General features: G+C 71.2%; 14 protein-coding genes. 3 read left to right on the top strand and 11 right to left on the bottom strand.

Annotated features, from left to right (window positions below; all coding sequences use genetic code 11):
• Window positions 1–272: 272 nt before the first annotated feature.
• The 5 genes from AC0IY1_RS04590 to AC0IY1_RS04570 all read right to left on the bottom strand — a co-directional run bounded on the left by AC0IY1_RS04590 (window position 273) and on the right by AC0IY1_RS04570 (window position 6718).
• A complete protein-coding gene (locus AC0IY1_RS04590; protein WP_055955195.1) occupies window positions 273–3191 on the bottom strand; it encodes a bifunctional [glutamine synthetase] adenylyltransferase/[glutamine synthetase]-adenylyl-L-tyrosine phosphorylase in 2919 nt (972 codons plus the stop codon).
• Window positions 3192–3194: 3 nt separating this feature from the next.
• Window positions 3195–4607: a sensor histidine kinase gene (locus AC0IY1_RS04585; protein ID WP_055955198.1), complete on the bottom strand. Its 1413-nt coding sequence runs from the start codon at window positions 4605–4607 to the stop codon at window positions 3195–3197.
• 22 nt (window positions 4608–4629) lie between these two features.
• A complete protein-coding gene (locus AC0IY1_RS04580) occupies window positions 4630–5340 on the bottom strand; it encodes a response regulator transcription factor (protein ID WP_055955201.1) in 711 nt (236 codons plus the stop codon).
• A 189-nt stretch (window positions 5341–5529) separates the two neighbouring features.
• Complete coding sequence (locus AC0IY1_RS04575; RefSeq protein ID WP_055955204.1) at window positions 5530–6093, bottom strand: DUF3016 domain-containing protein; 564 nt, start codon at window positions 6091–6093, stop codon at window positions 5530–5532.
• Window positions 6094–6181: 88 nt separating this feature from the next.
• Window positions 6182–6718, bottom strand: a complete 537-nt coding sequence (locus AC0IY1_RS04570; protein WP_055955206.1) for a DUF2244 domain-containing protein — start codon at window positions 6716–6718, stop codon at window positions 6182–6184.
• A 20-nt stretch (window positions 6719–6738) separates the two neighbouring features.
• Between AC0IY1_RS04570 and nth the strand changes: the two genes are divergently transcribed.
• Together nth and purC are read left to right on the top strand one after the other, a co-directional pair.
• On the top strand, window positions 6739–7473 hold the full coding sequence (gene nth, locus AC0IY1_RS04565) for an endonuclease III (protein ID WP_055955209.1): 735 nt from the start codon (window positions 6739–6741) through the stop codon (window positions 7471–7473).
• Between the two features lie 409 nt (window positions 7474–7882).
• A complete protein-coding gene (gene purC / locus AC0IY1_RS04560) occupies window positions 7883–8677 on the top strand; it encodes a phosphoribosylaminoimidazolesuccinocarboxamide synthase (RefSeq protein ID WP_055955211.1) in 795 nt (264 codons plus the stop codon).
• Window positions 8678–8951: 274 nt separating this feature from the next.
• Here the strand turns inward: purC and AC0IY1_RS04555 are convergent, their stop codons facing one another.
• From AC0IY1_RS04555 to AC0IY1_RS04540, 4 genes are all read right to left on the bottom strand, one after another.
• Window positions 8952–10685: a glycosyltransferase family 2 protein gene (locus AC0IY1_RS04555; RefSeq protein ID WP_471768012.1), complete on the bottom strand. Its 1734-nt coding sequence runs from the start codon at window positions 10683–10685 to the stop codon at window positions 8952–8954.
• Complete coding sequence (locus tag AC0IY1_RS04550; protein ID WP_471768011.1) at window positions 10678–12591, bottom strand: glycosyltransferase; 1914 nt, start codon at window positions 12589–12591, stop codon at window positions 10678–10680. Before AC0IY1_RS04550 ends, AC0IY1_RS04555 begins: the two co-directional genes overlap by 8 nt.
• Window positions 12592–12724: 133 nt before the next feature.
• Window positions 12725–13390 carry a hypothetical protein gene (locus AC0IY1_RS04545; RefSeq protein ID WP_244477373.1) on the bottom strand — a complete coding sequence of 222 codons (666 nt, stop codon included), beginning with the start codon at window positions 13388–13390 and terminating at the stop codon, window positions 12725–12727.
• A gap of 56 nt (window positions 13391–13446) precedes the next feature.
• Window positions 13447–13977: an invasion associated locus B family protein gene (locus AC0IY1_RS04540; protein ID WP_103708712.1), complete on the bottom strand. Its 531-nt coding sequence runs from the start codon at window positions 13975–13977 to the stop codon at window positions 13447–13449.
• 192 nt (window positions 13978–14169) lie between these two features.
• Here AC0IY1_RS04540 and AC0IY1_RS04535 point away from each other — a divergent pair, with 192 nt between their 5' ends.
• Complete coding sequence (locus AC0IY1_RS04535; RefSeq protein ID WP_055955219.1) at window positions 14170–14547, top strand: hypothetical protein; 378 nt, start codon at window positions 14170–14172, stop codon at window positions 14545–14547.
• Window positions 14548–14554: 7 nt separating this feature from the next.
• Here the strand turns inward: AC0IY1_RS04535 and AC0IY1_RS04530 are convergent, their stop codons facing one another.
• Window positions 14555–15289 (bottom strand): M48 family metallopeptidase, encoded by a 735-nt coding sequence (locus tag AC0IY1_RS04530; RefSeq protein ID WP_055955222.1) that lies wholly within the window; start codon window positions 15287–15289, stop codon window positions 14555–14557.
• Window positions 15290–15345: 56 nt separating this feature from the next.
• Window positions 15346–16647 carry a polyhydroxyalkanoate depolymerase gene (locus AC0IY1_RS04525; protein WP_055955225.1) on the bottom strand — a complete coding sequence of 434 codons (1302 nt, stop codon included), beginning with the start codon at window positions 16645–16647 and terminating at the stop codon, window positions 15346–15348.
• Between the last annotated feature and the right edge of the window lie 38 nt (window positions 16648–16685).

The following is a 16685-nucleotide window of genomic DNA, read 5'->3' as shown; positions in this document are numbered from 1 at the left end:
CTGATCCAGCGTCGGCGGTTCGGGAGTCCGGGCTCGCCTGCGGCACCCGGGAATGATGGTGCGGTGCCATCGGCAAACGTCCGCTCGCGACCGCAGTCGAGGCACGAGATCCGCGTGCGGCACCCCGTCGGCCCGGAACCCCGCGGCGGACGGCGATCGCCCTGCCGGGACGGAGCGCCTCAGAGCGTCGGAACGATCCGCCGCTTACACGATGTCTCTCGTCTCGCACGAACGCTGGTCCCGGGCGGAGGGCCTCGGCCCGCCCCCTGTCCTCACCCCGCCATCAGGCGCTCGAACAGCGCCCGGATCCCGGTTCGCGCCTCGTCCAGCTGCGCGATCAGCCGGCCCGAATCCGGGGCGCCCATGGCGACGGCGAGGCGCGCCAGGGCCACGGGCGAGGCCTCGGCCGGGTCGCCCTCCACCATCAGGCGCTGCCAGTGCAGCACGTCGTCAAAGTGGCGATAGGCGTCCAGCAGGCTTTGCGCATCAGGCCGGGCGAGGTCGCCGTGATCGGCGGCCTTCGCGAACACCGCGCAGGCGCCGAGGCCGACGAGGTCCGGTCGCCGATGGGCCTGACCGAGCACCAGGGCCTGGGCCAGGAAATCGAGGTCGAGCAGGCCGCCGGGGGCGAGCTTGAGGTCGAGGGGGCCGCGATGCCCCTTTTCCCGCTCCACGAGGCTTCGCATCTCCCGCACCGCGCGCCGGACCTCGGCGGGGTCCCGCGGGCGGGCGACGATGGCGCGGATCTCGCCCTCGAGCTCGGCGCCGAGGCCCGCGTCGCCGGCGACCACCCGGGCGCGGGTCAGAGCCATGTGCTCCCAGAGCTCCGCCTCCTCGGAATGGTAGCTGCGGAAGCTGCGCCACTGCACCGCCACCGGGCCCTGGCCCCCGCCGGGGCGCAGGCGCAGGTCGACCTCGTAGAGATGGCCGCGCCGGGTCGGCACCGTGAGGGCGGCGACGATGCGCTGGGCCAGGCGGTTGTAGGCCACCGCCGCGTCGAGGGGTTTCGGGCCGGCGCTGGTGCGGTCGTCGGGGTCGAAGTCGTAGACCAGCACGAGGTCGAGGTCGGAATCCGCCGTGAGCTGGCGCGCGCCGAGGCGCCCGAGGCCGAGCACCGCGAGGCGTCCCTTGGGCACCGCCCCGTGCTCGGCGAAGAAGCTCGCCGAGACCCGCTCCACCGTCACGGCGATCACCGCGTCGGCGATGCCCGCGAAGGCGCGGCCGGCCTCCTCGGGCGAGAGGATGCCCGAGAGGAGCCGAGCCCCGGTGAGGAAGCGGAGCTGGCGGGCGGCATCGCGGGCCCGGTCGAGGAAGTCCTCATGGTCGCTCGGCTGTCCGAGGCGGGCGCGGACCTGCTGCGCCAGGGCCTCGGCATCCGTGCCGGCATCGGCGAAATCCCGGTCGATCACCGCGTCGAGGACGTGCGGGCTGAAGGCGACGGTCTCGGCGAGCCGCGGCGCCGTGCCGAGGAGGTCGGCGAAGAGCAGGCGCAGGCGCTCGTTCGAGCGCAGGATGGTGAGGAGTTCGAGGGCCGCCGGCATCCGGGCGAAGGCCCGATCGAGGGTGTCGAGGGCGGCGTCCGGGTGGGCGGTGCCGCCCAGCGCCTGCATCAGCACCGGCACCAGCTCGGTCAGCACCTCGCGGGCGCGGGGCGTCCGCACGGCCGGGCGCCGGCCGAAATGCCAGCCGCGCACGGTCTCCACCGCCCGCTCGGGCTCGCGGAAGCCGAGCTTGGTCAGGGTCGCCAGGGTCGCGGGGTCGTCGCCGGTGCCGCTGAACACGAGGTCGCCGACCTCCGAGGACAGGTCGGGCTCGGCCTCGAACAGCAGGGCGTAGTGGCCCTGCACCCGGCGGGCGTGGTGGAACAGGGCCGCCTCGAAGGCGTCCCGCGTGTCGAAGCCCGCGAAGCGGGCGAAGCGCGCGAGCTCGTCGGCCTCGCTCGGCAGGCGCTGGGTCTGCTCGTCCCGCAGCATCTGCAGGCGGTGCTCAATGGTGCGCAGGAAGTCGTAGGCCGCCGTGAGGTCGTCGCGGGCGGTGGCGTCGATCCAGCCGTCGCGGGTCAGGCCGTCGAGCATGGCGACGGTGCTGCGCCCGCGCAGCTCCGGCCGACGCCCGCCGAACACGAGTTGCTGGGTCTGGACGAAGAACTCGATCTCGCGGATGCCGCCGCGTCCCAGCTTGATGTCGTGGCCCGCCACCGCGATCGTGTCGTGGCCGCGCACCGCGTGGATCTGGCGTTTCATCGCGTGCACGTCGGCGATGGAGGCGAAGTCGAAGTATTTCCGCCAGACGAAGGGGCGCAGGTTCGCCAGGAACGCCTCCCCGGCCGGGATGTCGCCGGCGATCGCCCGCGCCTTGATGTAGGCCGCCCGCTCCCAGTTCTGGCCGAGGTTCTCGTAATAGACGTACGCGGCATTCAGGGAGAGCGCCGCCGGGGTCGAGCCCGGGTCCGGACGCAGGCGGTAATCGACCCGGTGGACGTAGCCGTCGGCGGTGCGCTCCTGCAGCAGCTTGGCCATCCCCTGCGCCAGCTTGCTGAAGAACGGCGTCGGCGGCAGGTCGGCCTTCAGGGGGGCGGTCTCGGGGTCGAAGAAGACCACGAGGTCGATGTCGCTCGAGTAGTTGAGCTCGCCCGCCCCGTGCTTGCCGAGGGCCAGGACGATGAGTCCGGAGCCGGCCTGCGGCTCGGCCGCGTCGCGGGGCAGGAAGCGCCCGGCGGCCGAAGCCTGGAGCAGCATGGCGTCGGCGGCGGCCCGTACCGAGGCGTCGGCGAAGTCCGACAGGGCCTGGGTCACCGTGGCCAGGGGCCAGAGCCCGCCGATATCCGCCAGGGCCACCAGGAGCGCGTGCTCCGCCCGGTTCTGTCGCAGCGCGCGCGCGACGGCGTCGAGGTCCGGCGCCTGCCCGGCCGTCCGCTGGCGGGCGATGACGGCCGCGAGGGCGGCCTCCGGCTCGGCCTCCACGAGGGCCGCGAGGCGGTCGGGGGCCCGGGCGACCAGCTGCCAGAGAAAGGCGGAATGGTCGGCGAGGCCGAGGAGCAGGGCGCGCAGGGGGACGTCGAGGAAGCCCGCCGGCCACGCGGGCGCAACCGCGGCGAGGCGCGCGGCGGCCGCGTCGGGATCGGACAGGACCGGGGCGGCGGACAGGCGCGCCCGGAGACTGCGGCGTTGCGCGTCGGCGGCCTGGTTCATGCCCTACCCTCCCGTCGGATCTCCGGCCGGCAGGGTTATCACGACGGAGAGCCCGGGGGCATGGTCTTCCAGCGCCAGCGTGCCCTGGTGCAGGCGCACCACCGCGTTGACGAGACTGAGGCCGAGGCCGAAGCCCGGCCGCGAGCGCGCCTCCTCCAGCCGGACGAAGCGGTCGAGCACCCGGCCGCGGGCCTCGCTGGGGATGCCCGGCCCGGAATCGGCCACGCCGAGGCGCACGGCGTCGCCGACCCGCGCGGCGCTGAGCCGGATCTCGCCGCTGGGCCCGCCATACTTCACCGCGTTGTCGATCAGGTTGGCGAGCGCCTGTCCGATCAGTTCCCGGCTGCCGCGCAGGGTCAGGGGCGCGCCCTCGGTCTCGACCTGCAGCGCCAGGCCCTGCTCCGAGGCCAGGGGCTCGTAGAGCTCGGCCACGGCCTGGACCACGGCGGCGACGTCGAAGGTCTGGAAATCCTCGCGGGCGTTCACGCCCTCCAGGCGGGCGATCATCAGGAGCGCGTTGAAGATCCGGATCAGGCCGTCGCTCTCCTCGATCACCCCCTCCATCGCCGCCCGCAGGGCGTCCGGCGTCTCGGCCGTGCGCAGGGCCTCCTCGGCCCGGTTGCGCAGGCGGGTCAGGGGCGTCTTGAGGTCGTGGGCGATGTTGTCGGAGACGTCGCGCAGGCCGCGCATCAGCTCGCCGATCCGCTCCAGCATGGCGTTGAGGTTGTGGGCCAGCCGGTCGAGCTCGTCGCCGGTCCCCGCCACCGCGAGGCGCCCGTCGAGGTCGCCGGCCATGATCCGGCGGGTGGTCTCCGTCATGGCGTCGACGCGCCTCAGGACCCGGCTGGCGATGAACCAGGTGCCGATCACGCCCAGCACCATCACCAGCCCCACGGAGGAGCCGAAGGTCCGTCCGATCACCGCCCGCAGCCGGTCGCGCTCGGCGACATCGCGGCCGACGAGGAGCCGGAAGCCCCCGGGCAGGACGAAGATCTGCATGATCGCCCGGTGCTCGAGGTTCTGCGCGCCGCCGATGCGGGCGTAGTTGGCCTCGGTCTGGCCCGGATCGACGATGAGCCCGGTGGGCAGGGCGTCGATGTTGCCGACGATGCGCTCGCCGGCGGCGTTGGTGACGAGGTAGAGCGAGGCCCCGGGCTCGCCGGCGCGCCGCTCCACCGCGGAGATCAGGCGCCGCAGGCCCCCGACCTTGTACTGCTCCGACAGGCCGTTGATCTCGGCCTCGATGGTGGACACCATCTGGTCGTCGAGGGCGCGGCTGGCGTTCCAGGCGACGTAGCCCAGCGCCAGCAGCGCGAAGGTGGCGAACACCACCAGGTAGGCGAAGGACAGCTTGAAGGCCGTCGTGCGGAACAGGTTCCCGAGGCGCCCGGCCGGGGCGTCGTCGAGAGTCGTCACGGCCTGAGCCTCACGCTGCGCCTCACGCCGACGGTCCCGGTGCCCGCGCCTCGTCGACCCGCAGCACGTAGCCGGTGCCGCGCACGGTGTGGATGATCGGGTGCTCGAAATCCTTGTCGACCTTCGCGCGCAGGCGCGAGACGTGGACGTCGATGACGTTGGTCTGCGGGTCGAAATGGTAGTCCCAGACGTGCTCCAGCAGCATGGTCCGGGTCACGACCTGGCCGGCATGGCGCATCAGGTACTCGAGCAGGCGGAATTCGCGCGGCTGCAGCACGATCTCCTGGCCGGCCCGGGTCACGCGGTGCGAGAGGCGATCGAGTTCGAGGTCGCCGACCCGGTAGGCGGTCGCTTCGGCGGCGGTGCCCGGCCCGGCCCGGCGGCGGGCCAGCACCTCGGCCCGGGCGAGCAGCTCGGAGAAGGCGTAGGGCTTGGGCAGGTAGTCGTCGCCCCCGGCCCGCAGGCCCTTCACCCGGTCGTCCACCTGCCCGAGGGCCGAGAGAATCAGCACCGGCGTGGTCACGCCCTGCTCGCGCAGGGAGCGGATCAGCGACAGGCCGTCGAGCTTGGGCAGCATGCGGTCGACGATGAGCACGTCGTAATCGCCCTCCTGCGCCAGGGCGTAGCCGTCGAGGCCGTCGGAGGCCTGGTCCGGCATGTGACCGGCCTCGCGAAAAGCCTTGATCAGGTACGCGACCGCCTCGCGGTCGTCCTCGATGATGAGCAGACGCATGGGACGGAGTGATAGGGTCTCGCCCGTCCTCGCGAAACCGCCTTGTCCGGCAACGCTCATGCCGCATCCCTCCGCGCTGGGTCGATGAGCCGGACCATGGGCAGCCGTGGGTTGCACGACCCTGGCGGCAACATGACGCTTTGGTCATGTCTGGGGACGACGGAGCTGACGAAGCCGCCTGAAGCCGGCCTAGTCCGGGCGCGGCCCCGCGCCGCCGGCAGGCGCGGACAGCCGGCTGCGGGCCCAGTCGCGCAGGAGGGCTTCCTCGTAGCCGAAGCTCCCGCCGGCGGCCGCGGCGCGGGCGCCGAACAGGAAGTTGATGTCGGTCAGGCGCTCCTCGCCCCCGGCGATCCGGCGGCCGCCGCGGCGCAGGTCGTAGCGCAGGCGGATCGCCGGCGGGGTCGCGTCGCTGACGATCCTCAGGCCCGAGGGGCTGTTCAGGTCCGGGCGGACGAAGCCGGCCCGGTCGATATCGAGGACATCCACGGACAGGGTCTCGTCCGGTCCCATCACCCGCAGGGCGGACGCCGCGATGATCCGCCGGATCTCCGCGAGGGTGCCCCGCAGGCCGGGCCCCGAACCGTAGCGGTCGTCGGCGTCGGTGTAGCGCTCGGGCGCGACGAAGCGGACGGTGACGCGCGCATCCGCCGGTGCGGCCAAGGCGGGGGCAGCCAAGGCGGGGGCGGCCAAGGCGAGGGCGGCCACGACAAGGGAGGCGGAAAGCGCCCGTTGCGCGAAACTGTGGCGCCTCATCCGCTCATGCTCCTGTGAATCGCTCCGACCGGACAGGCCCTGCCCTGCCGTGACACCGGCGCCCCCGGGCCTCGAGGCTCGGCCCCCGTCAGTAGCCCTTCTTCACCTGCGCCAGGGCACGGGTCAGGCCGTCGGCGATGACCTCGCGCTCCGGCGGCGAGGCGTCCCGGGCGACCACCACGAATTCCCGGCGGGATTCGAGGGTCAGGGTCTGCATGCCGTACTCGTCGTCCTCCACCCGGGTCAGCTTGGTCCAGAGCGGATTGAAGCGCCATTCCCGGCGCTCGCCCCGGTGGGTCACCCGGGCGAGCATCACCTCGATCGGGGTGATCATCACCTCCTCGAAGGAGCGGCCGCGCCGGAAGCTCGCCTTCAGCGCCACGTAGAGGGCGAGCATGTCGAGGCCGAAGAACCCGGCCACGGGCCAGAACCCGGCCCGGACGCAGGCGATCGAGGTGACGAGGGAGACGGCGCAGCAGCCGATCATGACGTTGCGGAAGCCGTCCGGCCCCAGGGACTGGTGCGGCCGGATGGTGGCCTGGAAGACAGGCCGATCCATGCTGTCGGGATCGAGGCCGTCCGGATGCCGGCCGATCGGAGGGACGTGGTCATTGCCGCTCGCCATGCGAGGAATATAACGCAGGGATGCCCAGCCGACAGCCGACCAAACCACGGAAATCGCCGATCTCCGCGCGGCTCGCCGCGCCGATCGTCGCAGCGGCGCCCGCCACGCCGGACCCCGTGGGCCCGGACACCGTGGCGGAGATCTTCGCGCGGCTCAGCGCGGCCAACCCGGAGCCGCGCGCCGAACTCGAGTTCGAGAACCCCTTCACCCTCCTGGTGGCGGTGGTGCTCTCGGCCCAGGCCACCGACCGCAGCGTCAACCTCGCCACCGCGCCGCTCTTCGCCATCGCCGACACGCCGGCCGCGATGCTGGCCCTCGGGGAGGCGCGGGTGCGCGACTTCATCCGCACCATCGGCCTGTTCAACACCAAGGCGAAGAACGTCATCGCCCTGTCGCGCATCCTGGTGGAGGAGCATGGCGGCGAAGTCCCCAGCGCCCGGGCGGCGCTGGAGGTGCTGCCCGGCGTCGGCGCCAAGACCGCCAGCGTGGTCCGCAACGTCGCCTTCGGCGAGGAGACCATCGCGGTCGACACCCACATCTTCCGGGTCTCCAACCGGATTCCGCTGGTGGTCGCCCCCACCACCGACAAGGTCCAGGCCGGGCTGGAGGCCATCGTACCCGCGCCCTACCGGCTCAACGCCCATCACTGGCTGATCCTGTTCGGCCGCTACATCTGCAAGGCGCGCAAGCCCGAATGCTACCGCTGCCCGATCGCCGACCTGTGCCGCTTCCCGGCCAAGACGGCCGCCCCGTGACCCGGCCGGACGAGCCGGCCCACCGACAGCCGCCCGCCCGCTCGCCGGGACGGGGCTGAGCCGTTCCGCTCCGAGGTCCGGTCGGCGCGAAGCCTCGGTTCGCGCCAAGGCGCAACCCGCGCCAAGGCTCAGTCCTCACGAAGGCCCGGTCCTGAAGGCCCCGTCCTGAAGGCCCGGTCCGCGAGGCCCGGTCCCCTTGCCCCCGACCCGCACACCGCTTTATCACCGGTGTCCTCCCAGGACGGCATGGGTCCCATCCGGCCAGCGCGTTGTGCTGCCAGCCGCCTTCGGGTAGTTTGCGCCACGGTCGCGGAGGCTTTCGACGTACGACGTGTCTCTCGGCCCGGCCCCACCCACAGGCCGCCACGCCGCGGATTCCGCATCGTTCGCTCGCAAGGAGTCACGGCCCATGGACTTCCTCAAACCACGGTACACGCCTATGAACCGCCGCCGTCGCATCTACGAGGGCAAGGCGAAGGTCCTCTACGAGGGTCCGGAGCCGGGAACGCTCATCCAGCACTTCAAGGATGATGCCACCGCCTTCAACGCGCAGAAGCATGATGTCATCGACGGCAAGGGCGTGCTGAACAACCGGATTTCCGAGTTCGTCTTCCAGCACCTCAACGACATCGGCGTGCCCACGCACTTCATCCGCCGCCTGAACATGCGCGAGCAGCTGATCCGCGAAGTCGAGATCATCCCGCTCGAAGTGGTGGTGCGCAACGTCGCCGCCGGCTCGCTCGCCACCCGCCTCGGCCTCGAGGAAGGCACGCAGCTGCCGCGCTCGATCATCGAGTTCTACTACAAGAACGACGCGCTCAATGACCCGATGGTGTCGGAAGAGCACATCACCGCCTTCGGCTGGGCGACCCCGCAGGAGATCGACGACATCATGGCGCTGGCCATCCGGGTCAACGACTTCCTGTCCGGGCTCTTCCTCGGCGTCGGCATCCGCCTCGTCGACTTCAAGATCGAGACCGGCCGCCTCTGGGAAGGCGACATGATGCGCATCGTCGTCGCCGACGAGATCTCCCCGGATTCGTGCCGCCTCTGGGACATCAAGTCGTCGGACAAGCTCGACAAGGACCGCTTCCGCAAGGATCTCGGCGGCCTGATCGAGGCCTATACCGAGGTGGCCAAGCGCCTCGGCATCATGTCCGAGAACGAGAAGGTCCAGACGGGCGGCCCGCGCCTCGTCCAGTAAAGGACCGGCCGGCCCCGCGGGTCTCTCCGGCCCGCGCCGGCTGGTCTTCGACCGACGGCGACGCCTGAACCCAGGGGTCGTCCGGCGCCATCATTCCGGGGCGCCGCCGGCGCGCCCGGGACCCGCAAGGGGCGCGCAGCGGCGTGCGATCCCGAGCCGCCGACGGCGTCACCTCCGGCACGCGCTGCGTGTCCGGCTCCCGGGCTCCGCGGCGCGGCCCCGGGGTGACGGGGTGCTGCGCGCGGGTTCCCGTATCCGGCAGCCTGCGAGAGGCTCACCGCAGATCGACCGGCCCCGCCTCCGGCCAGCCCGGACGCAGCCGCGCATAGGTGCCGAGATCGGGGTCGAACCCCGGGTGATAATGGGGGTCCTGCGCGAGCAGCGGCCCCCATCGGTCTTGAAAGGCCGCGACTTCGCGCCGGTGGCGCTCCTGCGCGGCGGGCGTCCAGCGCCGGCTCGCCGCCTCGTCGTGGCGCAGCACCGCCCCCGGCACGAACAGGGTGCGGTAGCCGGCCGCGTTCAGGCGGAGGCACAGGTCGACATCGTTGAAGTCGACCGCGAAGGCCGCCGCATCGAAGCCTCCGACCGCCGCGAACTTGTGCGCCTCCACCACGAGGCAGGCGGCCGTGACCGCCGCGACCGCGCGGGTCGCCCGCAGGCCGGCCAGGTAGCCCGGCGCCTCTCCGGAGAAGAATCGGTGCGCATGGGTGACGAGGCCACCCGGCCCGAGCAGCACGCCGCCATGCTGGATGCGGCCCCGCCCGTCGATGAGCTTGGCGCCGACCGCGCCCACATCCGGCCGCAGGGCCTCGCGTACCAGCCGCTCGAGCCAGTCCGGGTGCAGGGCCGCGACGTCGTTGTTGATGAAGGCCAGCACCTGCCCCTGCGCCGCGGCCGCGGCCCGATTGTTCATGCCGGCAAAGTCGAACGGGCCGCGACAGGACACGATTCGTGCGATGCCCGCCGCCTCCAGCTCCCGGAAATACGCCAGGGTCTCGGGCGCGCGACTGTCGTTGTCGCAGATCAGGATCTCCCGCTCCGGCCAGTCGGTACACCCGACCAGGCTGGTGATGCAGGTCCGCAGGAGGTCGACCCGGTCGCGGGTCGGCACGATGAGGCTGACGCGGGGGCGCGCCTGCGGCAGCGGGTGCGCGAGCGTCAGCACGCCGTCCGCCTCCACCTGGATCGTGACGGCGTGGTCGCCCCTGCGGTCGAGGGCCCGGCGCAGGGTGGCGGCCCGCGCCGCCGGATCTGGCATCCCGGTGGAGGCCGCGTCGCTGCGGGAGAGCAGGCGCGGCAGGTGCCCGATCGCCCCGTGCCCGAACCGCTCCGCCACCCTCAGGATGAGGTCGAGGGCATCGGTCACCGGCCCCTCCCGCTCGGTGACGGCGGCGAGGGCCGAGGCCCGGAGCGCCAGCACCGGGCCGCAATACGCCACCGCGCAGGCGTAGTCGGGGTCGAAGGCCGGACGCAGCAGCGGCATCGCGAGCCCGGTCTCGGACCCCAGGAGCGCATCGCCGTAGGCGAGCTGGTGCGCCGGGCTCCGGGCGAAGGCCTCGGCCAGGATCGCGGGTGCGCCCGGCAGCAGGGCATGACCCGGCGCCGTGAGCACGAGAATCTCGGCACCGGCGCGCGACGCCTCCGACGGACGACCCTGCGCCAAGTCTGCGGATGCCAGGTCCGCGGATGTCAGGTCCGCGGATGCCAGGTCCGCGAGCGTCAGGACTGCGACGGTGTCGCGTGGCCCCGCAGCGCCCCCGGCGGCCGGCGCCTGCAGGAGCCGGCCTTGCGCCGCCGGGCCGCAGAGAAGTCCCGCATGATTGAGGCCGAACAGGGCGGCCGCCGCCTGGCCGGCGCGGACGCGCTTGCCCGCCAGCCGCGCCCGCAGGATCGCCAGCCCCTCCCCCCGATGCCGGAGCAGGAGCGCGGCGGCACGGCCCCAACGCAGCCAGACCGGATGCCGGGCGACGCCCGCGAAGGCGAGCGCGGCGTCGGCCCTCCTACTCAAGGTCTTCCCCGAACGTCGTCAGCGACAGCACCGGGTGGTAATAGGGATCGTGCCGGATGGTGTCGCGCCAGCGCTCGACGAAGCGGTCGGCCTCCTGCTCGAAGCGCAAGCGCGCCGCCCCGACGGCGGGTCCGCGGCTGGTCGATTCGAGGTGGGCCATCACGGCGCGCGGCGTCCAGATCGTCCGGTAGCCGGCCGCATTGAGGCGCAGGCAGAAATCGACGTCGTTGAAATCCACCGCGAAGGCGTCCGCGTCGAGGCCCCCGACCGCGTCGAACTTGGCCCGCCCCACCGCCAGGCAAGCCGCGGTGACGGCCGAGACCTCGTGGGCGACCCGCATCCGGCCGAGCATTCCTGGGGTATCGGCCGGCCGCCGGCGCAGGATGTGCCCGGCCCGCCCCCCGAGGCCCACCACCACGCCGGCATGCTGCAGCGTCCCGTCGGCATAGAGGAGCTTGGCGCCCACCGCGCCGATCTCCGGCCGGCAGGCCTGGCGCACCAAAGCGGTGAGCCAATCCTCGCGCAGCACCGCGACGTCGTTGTTGAGGAGGACCACCACCGCCCCCCGCGACCCGGCCACCCCGGCATTGATCATCGCGGAGAAATTGAACGGCCCCGGATAGGACAGGATACGGACCCGCGAATCCTGCCGCAGGGTCTCGTAATGGGCGAGCACGTCCGGATCGGTCGAGCCGTTATCGACGATGACGAGCTCGATCGCCGGGTAGTCCGTCCCGTTGAGCACCCCGTCGGCGGCGACCCGGATCAGCTCCAGGCGGTCCCGCGACGGAATGATCACGCTGGCGAGCGGCGGCGGCTCGGGCAACGCCCAGAGCAGATCGAACCCGGTGGGGTTCGCCTCGACCCGCGCCGGACGGCGGGTCTCGTTGAGGTGAGTCTGGAGAATCGCCGCGTGGCGCTCGGCCGAATCTGGCGGCGGAGGCGCCGCGCGGGCGAGAACACGCGGGACATGCGCGACCTCGTCGAAACCCACGTGGTATACGGCGGCCAACCCGAGGCGGAGGGCGAACCCGTCCGGCGCTCCGAGCGGACGAGTCCTCAGTCGCTCGAGCAGGCCCCCGGCATAGAGGGTCGGCGTCCCGGGATAGGCGGTGGTCAGGGCCAGGTCCGGACTCCAGTCCGGCTTCAGCGCCGGTCTCGGGTCAGAGCCCTCGACCCGGGAATCCGCGTAGACCATCTGCGGGCGATCCGGCTCCGCCAGCGCGCGGACCAGGATCGCCAGGGCGTCCGGATCGAGAGCATCGCCCGGGGCCAGCACCATCAACGCGCTGTCATCATTCAGGAAATCGCCGAGGCAGGCCGAGGCCGCCCAGACGTGCTGCTCGATCCGCGCATCGTCCTCCGCGACAGCGAGCCCCGTGTCCGACCAGCCCACGACGAGGCGCCAGGCGGCGTCACGCTGGGCCTTCAGGCTCGCGATTGTCGCCGCGACCCGCTCGCCGTCCGCCGGCCCGGCCGGCATCACCATCCGAACCGCCGGCCCCGCCGGTACCGGAGTCGCGTCGGCGCGGGCACGGTGGCGCGCCCAGTCCGCGAAATCCGCGATCGGGGTCACGCCGCAACTGCCCCGAAGGATGTCGCGGGTGCGCCGCTCGTTTCGCCTAAGCCTCTGATAGAAAGCGGACATCGCCCGGAGTGGGCGTACGCGCAGGCATTCGGCGAACACGCTCGCCTCCGAACGCAGGCCGACCCGCTCCAGCACGAAGCCGCTGCGTCCGTCGGTGGCGAGGTCGATCGCCGCGGTATCCGGCGGAAGCCAGCCGAGCCACTCGGCCGCCCCCTGCCCCGTCCCGGGCAGGACGAAAACTTCGCGCCGACCGTCGTCGCGGGTCAGGCGCAGCAGCGGCCGCAGCGGACGAACCCGGGGATTCGCGCGATAGATCAAGACGATCCAGCAGCCGCGCCCGTTCTCGGCGAGGCGAAGCCGGCGGTCGAAGAGGGGATCATCCGTAGCATCGAGCGAGAAGGCGACGGAGCGTCCGGATGCGGTCAGGACATCACCTGCGCAGGCTCAAAGCTCACTCGGCGGCATCCGTTGCGGGCGCCGCCACCCGATCCTCCGACGTGGCAGCGACCGCCGGCTTCCTCGTCTTCCGCGGCGCAGCCTTCTGGGGCGCAGCCCCGAGACGCACCTCGATGTCGTAGTCGCGGGCCATCGCCGCCGGGACGACGAGATTGTCCTCGACGAAGGAGAACAGGCCCTGCGCCGCCCCCGCGGGCACCGTGACCGCCACGCGGTGAACCCGCGACTGCACGACTTTGTCGCCGGCCTTGATGCTGATGGAGACCGGTGCATCGAAGCGACCCGGCTTCCCGACGGGACCCAGAAGCACCTGCCCTTCGACGCCGACCTTCACCGAGACGGAGCCGTCCTGAAGCTTGGCGCATTCCCGGGCGAGACGACCGATCGTCACCTGGTGTCGAAGGCTGCTGCCGTCTCCGGCCCGGCCCGTATAGCTCTGGAGCGCCGCCCCCCCTTCCGGAACCGCCACCGTCGGACAATAGGGCGGATCGGCATCGTCCGGCTGCGACGGCGGCACCGAGGTTCCGCCGTATTTCAGCATGTTCGTGAAGAAGTTACCCTCCTCCGCAAAAGTGGCGTCGATCCCGAGGCCGCTCGCCGCGAGGGTTGCCGCCAGGAGGAGCCCGAACCGCTGCCGGCCCGTCATCATGCTGAGATACATGCCGAGATCCCGCTCTCTTCGCACCGTCCGTCGCACCCGCACCCCCGCGGGGGCCATCACTTGAGGCTATCGAAGCCCTGCGCGAATCCCTTCATCGACAGAGGAATGCCGACGCCCTCCTCCGGCGTCTGGAACACGATGAAGGTGGCCTGCGCCCCACCGCTGAACTGCTTGATCAGGCCATCATCCATGACGACCTCGGCGACGCAGCCCGTCGTCAGACACCGGACGAAGCCGGCGCGGCCCACATCGGTCTTATCGATCTTCAAACCGAGGCCGGACGGCAGCAGGACCCCGAGCGGCGCAACCACGCGCAGAAGATAGCCCCGATTGTCGGCCGTCTTCAGGACGATCACGACCAGCGTGAGGTTCGGCCGGTCCTCGGCAGCCAGGTATTGCACCAGGGCGCATTGTTCGGCCTTGGCGCCTGCCGGTGTCTCACACCGGAGCTGCCAGTCGCCGAACGTGTTCCGAACCATCCCCTGGGCGGCTGCACCCTCGGGCCCGAAGCCGGCGAGCAGGATTCCCGCAGCGAGCAGGCCGACCGCGACGCCCCGGGCGACCAGGCCGCGTGCAAGCTGCGCCATTCCTCGAAACCCCACGCGTCGACCCTTTCGCATGGCCCGCCGCCCCGCGAACCGTTAACGGAAAACACGGGTGTTCCGACCATGCTGGGCCATCGCATGTCAAGCGAAGGCCGGCCTGCGGGAACCGACTATCGCGCCGCGCGTACAGCCTCTAGTGCTGACAGCCACGCTTGCCCGACAACGGACCGATCCATGCGACTGCGCGCCCCCCTCCTCCTCGCCACCCTCGCTCTCACCGGTCCGGCCGTCGCAGAGCCGCTTCCCGTCGGCGAGACCACCTATATCGAGCGCTCCCTCAACCGGGACGGTCCCCTCGTGATCGAGCACCGTCCGGTGGCACGCACGCCGGGCGGTCGCCGTGGCGGAAGCTCGGCCGAGATCGCGGGATTTTGCCGCGATGGGGGCATCATCCGTCGTCGGGACGAGTTCGGCCAGCCGGTGATCCTGCGCCAGCGCGAGGTCTGCGACAGCGTCGCGCCGCGCACCCTGAACCCGGGCGATGTCGATCCCCGCCCGACCTGGCCGGCCGAGCAGGTCGTTCGCGGCCGGGCGCTTCGCGTCCGCGGCTGAGACGACCTCAGCCGTAACGGTGGAGGGTGGCGCCGTTGCGTTTCAGCCAACGCTCGGCTTCGTCCACATGCGGGCAGAGCGACCCCACCAGAGTCCAGAACCGTGTCGAGTGGTTCATCTCCCGGAGATGCCCCATCTCGTGCGCCACGAGATAATCGAGCACCATCGGCGGCGCGAGGATCAGCCGCCAGGAGAAATTCAGCTCGCCACGCACCGTGCAGGAGCCCCAACGGCTCCGCGTGTCGCGCAGGGTGATGCGCGTCGGCCCTTGTCCCAGCTTCTCGGTGTAGCGCGCCACCGCCTCGGTCAGATCGCGCCGGGCTTCCCGCTGCAGGAAATCCGTGATCCTCCGCGCGATGTGCGGCGCGTCGCAGGCAACGGATAGGACGGGCTCCGCGGCAAGCACCTCGAGCCGGGTGAGTCCGCTTCGACGATCACGATGCAGAACCCGGTGAGGCACACCCCGGATCGGCAGGACGGCGTCCGCCGCGAACAGCACACGCTCGGGCATGCGGGCGAGCCGTGCCGCAATCCATCCTCCGTGGCTCACGGCGAAGGTCCGGGCAACACCGATCGAGGTGCGCGTCGGAAGCGTCATGACGACTTCTCCGGTCGCACTCGAGACGCGCAGGGTGAGCCGGCGTGCGGTCGGCCGGCGACGCAGCAGAACGCGAAGGGTCTCACCCTCGTGCAGGATGTCGAGGTGATCCGGGTCCGCCCCGCGCAACAACGCCAATCGCATCCCGCCAGCTTAACCGCTGTCGCCCGCCTTCGCCATTGGCGCGGACGCCTCCGTCCTCACACCGGTGCCTCAGACAGGTCGGGCTCCGGCCGGTGGGTGATCGCCGCTTCGACCCGTTCAAGATTGCCCATCTGGCGAATGAAGGCGGCGATCCGGGGTGCAATGGTGGTGCGGTAGCGCGACCCGTTGAACACGCCGTAATGGCCGACACCGTGCTGCAAATGATACGCTTTCCGTTCCGGGGGAAGGTTCGGCGTGAGGTCTAAGGCCGCTTGGGTCTGGCCGACGCCGGAAATGTCGTCGTTTTCCCCCTCGATGGCGAGAATGGCACACGTGCGAACCGCGCCGAGGTCGACGCGAGCCCCGCGGTGGATCATCGATCCCTTCGGCAGGGCGTGATCGACGAAAACCGTTTTCACCGTCTGGAGGTAGAACTCTGCCGTCAGATCCATCACCGCGAGATACTCATCGTAGAACTCGCGATGCTTCTCCGCCGAATCGCCATCCCCCGTCACAAGGTGGTCGAACATCTCGGCGTGAGCGTTCACGTGGCGGTCGAGGTTCATCGCCATGAACCCTGACAGCTGAAAAAAGCCCGGATAGACGCTGCGCCAGACGCCGGGATAGCCGGCAGGCACGGTGGTGATGCAGTTGCGCTCGAACCAGGCCGTCCCGCGCTCCTGCGCCACACAGTTGACGGCTGTCGGTGAACGCCGCGTATCGATGGGACCTCCCATCAGCGTCATCGTTTGCGGCACTGGCGCGTAGCCCTGTGCCTCCATCACGGCGACCGCCGCCAGGACCGGCACGGCCGGCTGACACACGGCCATGACGTGCAGCTCCGGTCCGAGGTCCCGGAACATGTCGATGAGGTAGTCGATGTAGGAATCCAGATCGAACCGTCCAACCCCGATCGGCACCATGCGGGCGTCAGCCCAATCGGTGATGAAGACCTGGTGATCGGGCAACATGGCCTCCACGGTGCCGCGCAGGAGCGTGGCGTAGTGGCCCGACATTGGCGCGACGATGAGCAGCTTCGGTTGTGGCGCAGTGGGGCCGCGCACGAAGCTTCGATCGAAGGTGATCACACGGCAGAACGGCCGCTCCCAGACCACACGCTCACTCACCGGAACGCTCGTGCCGTCAACATCGGTGCTGAGGATGCCGAAAGACGGCTTGCCGTAGCGCCGGGTGACCCGCTCGAACATCTCGCAGGCGGCCGTTATCGAGCGGGCATAGGGCGAGTAGGCCAATGGATTGGCGGGGTTTTGTAGGCTGTGCCGTGCGACGTCGGCGACAAGTCGCGCCGGCGTCGTCATCAGTCGGGCGGCCTCGTACCAGAGATAGGACAAGTTCACGGACCATTCCCCCCTTTTGTCGACGTCGCTTCCGAGGG

The organism is Methylobacterium sp. AC690, from assembly GCF_979256535.1.
Note: the sequence above shows the minus strand (reverse complement) of the source record. Positions and strands in the feature narration are given on the sequence as shown.

Coding starts and splice junctions, on each gene's coding strand:
- AC0IY1_RS04590 (WP_055955195.1), bottom strand. CDS start 3,191: ATGAACCAGGCCGCCGACGCGCAACGCCGCAGTCTCCGGGCGCGCCTG.
- AC0IY1_RS04580 (WP_055955201.1), bottom strand. CDS start 5,340: ATGCGTCTGCTCATCATCGAGGACGACCGCGAGGCGGTCGCGTACCTG.
- AC0IY1_RS04575 (WP_055955204.1), bottom strand. CDS start 6,093: ATGAGGCGCCACAGTTTCGCGCAACGGGCGCTTTCCGCCTCCCTTGTC.
- AC0IY1_RS04570 (WP_055955206.1), bottom strand. CDS start 6,718: ATGGCGAGCGGCAATGACCACGTCCCTCCGATCGGCCGGCATCCGGAC.
- nth (WP_055955209.1), top strand. CDS start 6,739: ATGCCCAGCCGACAGCCGACCAAACCACGGAAATCGCCGATCTCCGCG.
- purC (WP_055955211.1), top strand. CDS start 7,883: ATGGACTTCCTCAAACCACGGTACACGCCTATGAACCGCCGCCGTCGC.
- AC0IY1_RS04545 (WP_244477373.1), bottom strand. CDS start 13,390: ATGTATCTCAGCATGATGACGGGCCGGCAGCGGTTCGGGCTCCTCCTG.
- AC0IY1_RS04540 (WP_103708712.1), bottom strand. CDS start 13,977: ATGGCGCAGCTTGCACGCGGCCTGGTCGCCCGGGGCGTCGCGGTCGGC.
- AC0IY1_RS04535 (WP_055955219.1), top strand. CDS start 14,170: ATGCGACTGCGCGCCCCCCTCCTCCTCGCCACCCTCGCTCTCACCGGT.
- AC0IY1_RS04530 (WP_055955222.1), bottom strand. CDS start 15,289: ATGCGATTGGCGTTGTTGCGCGGGGCGGACCCGGATCACCTCGACATC.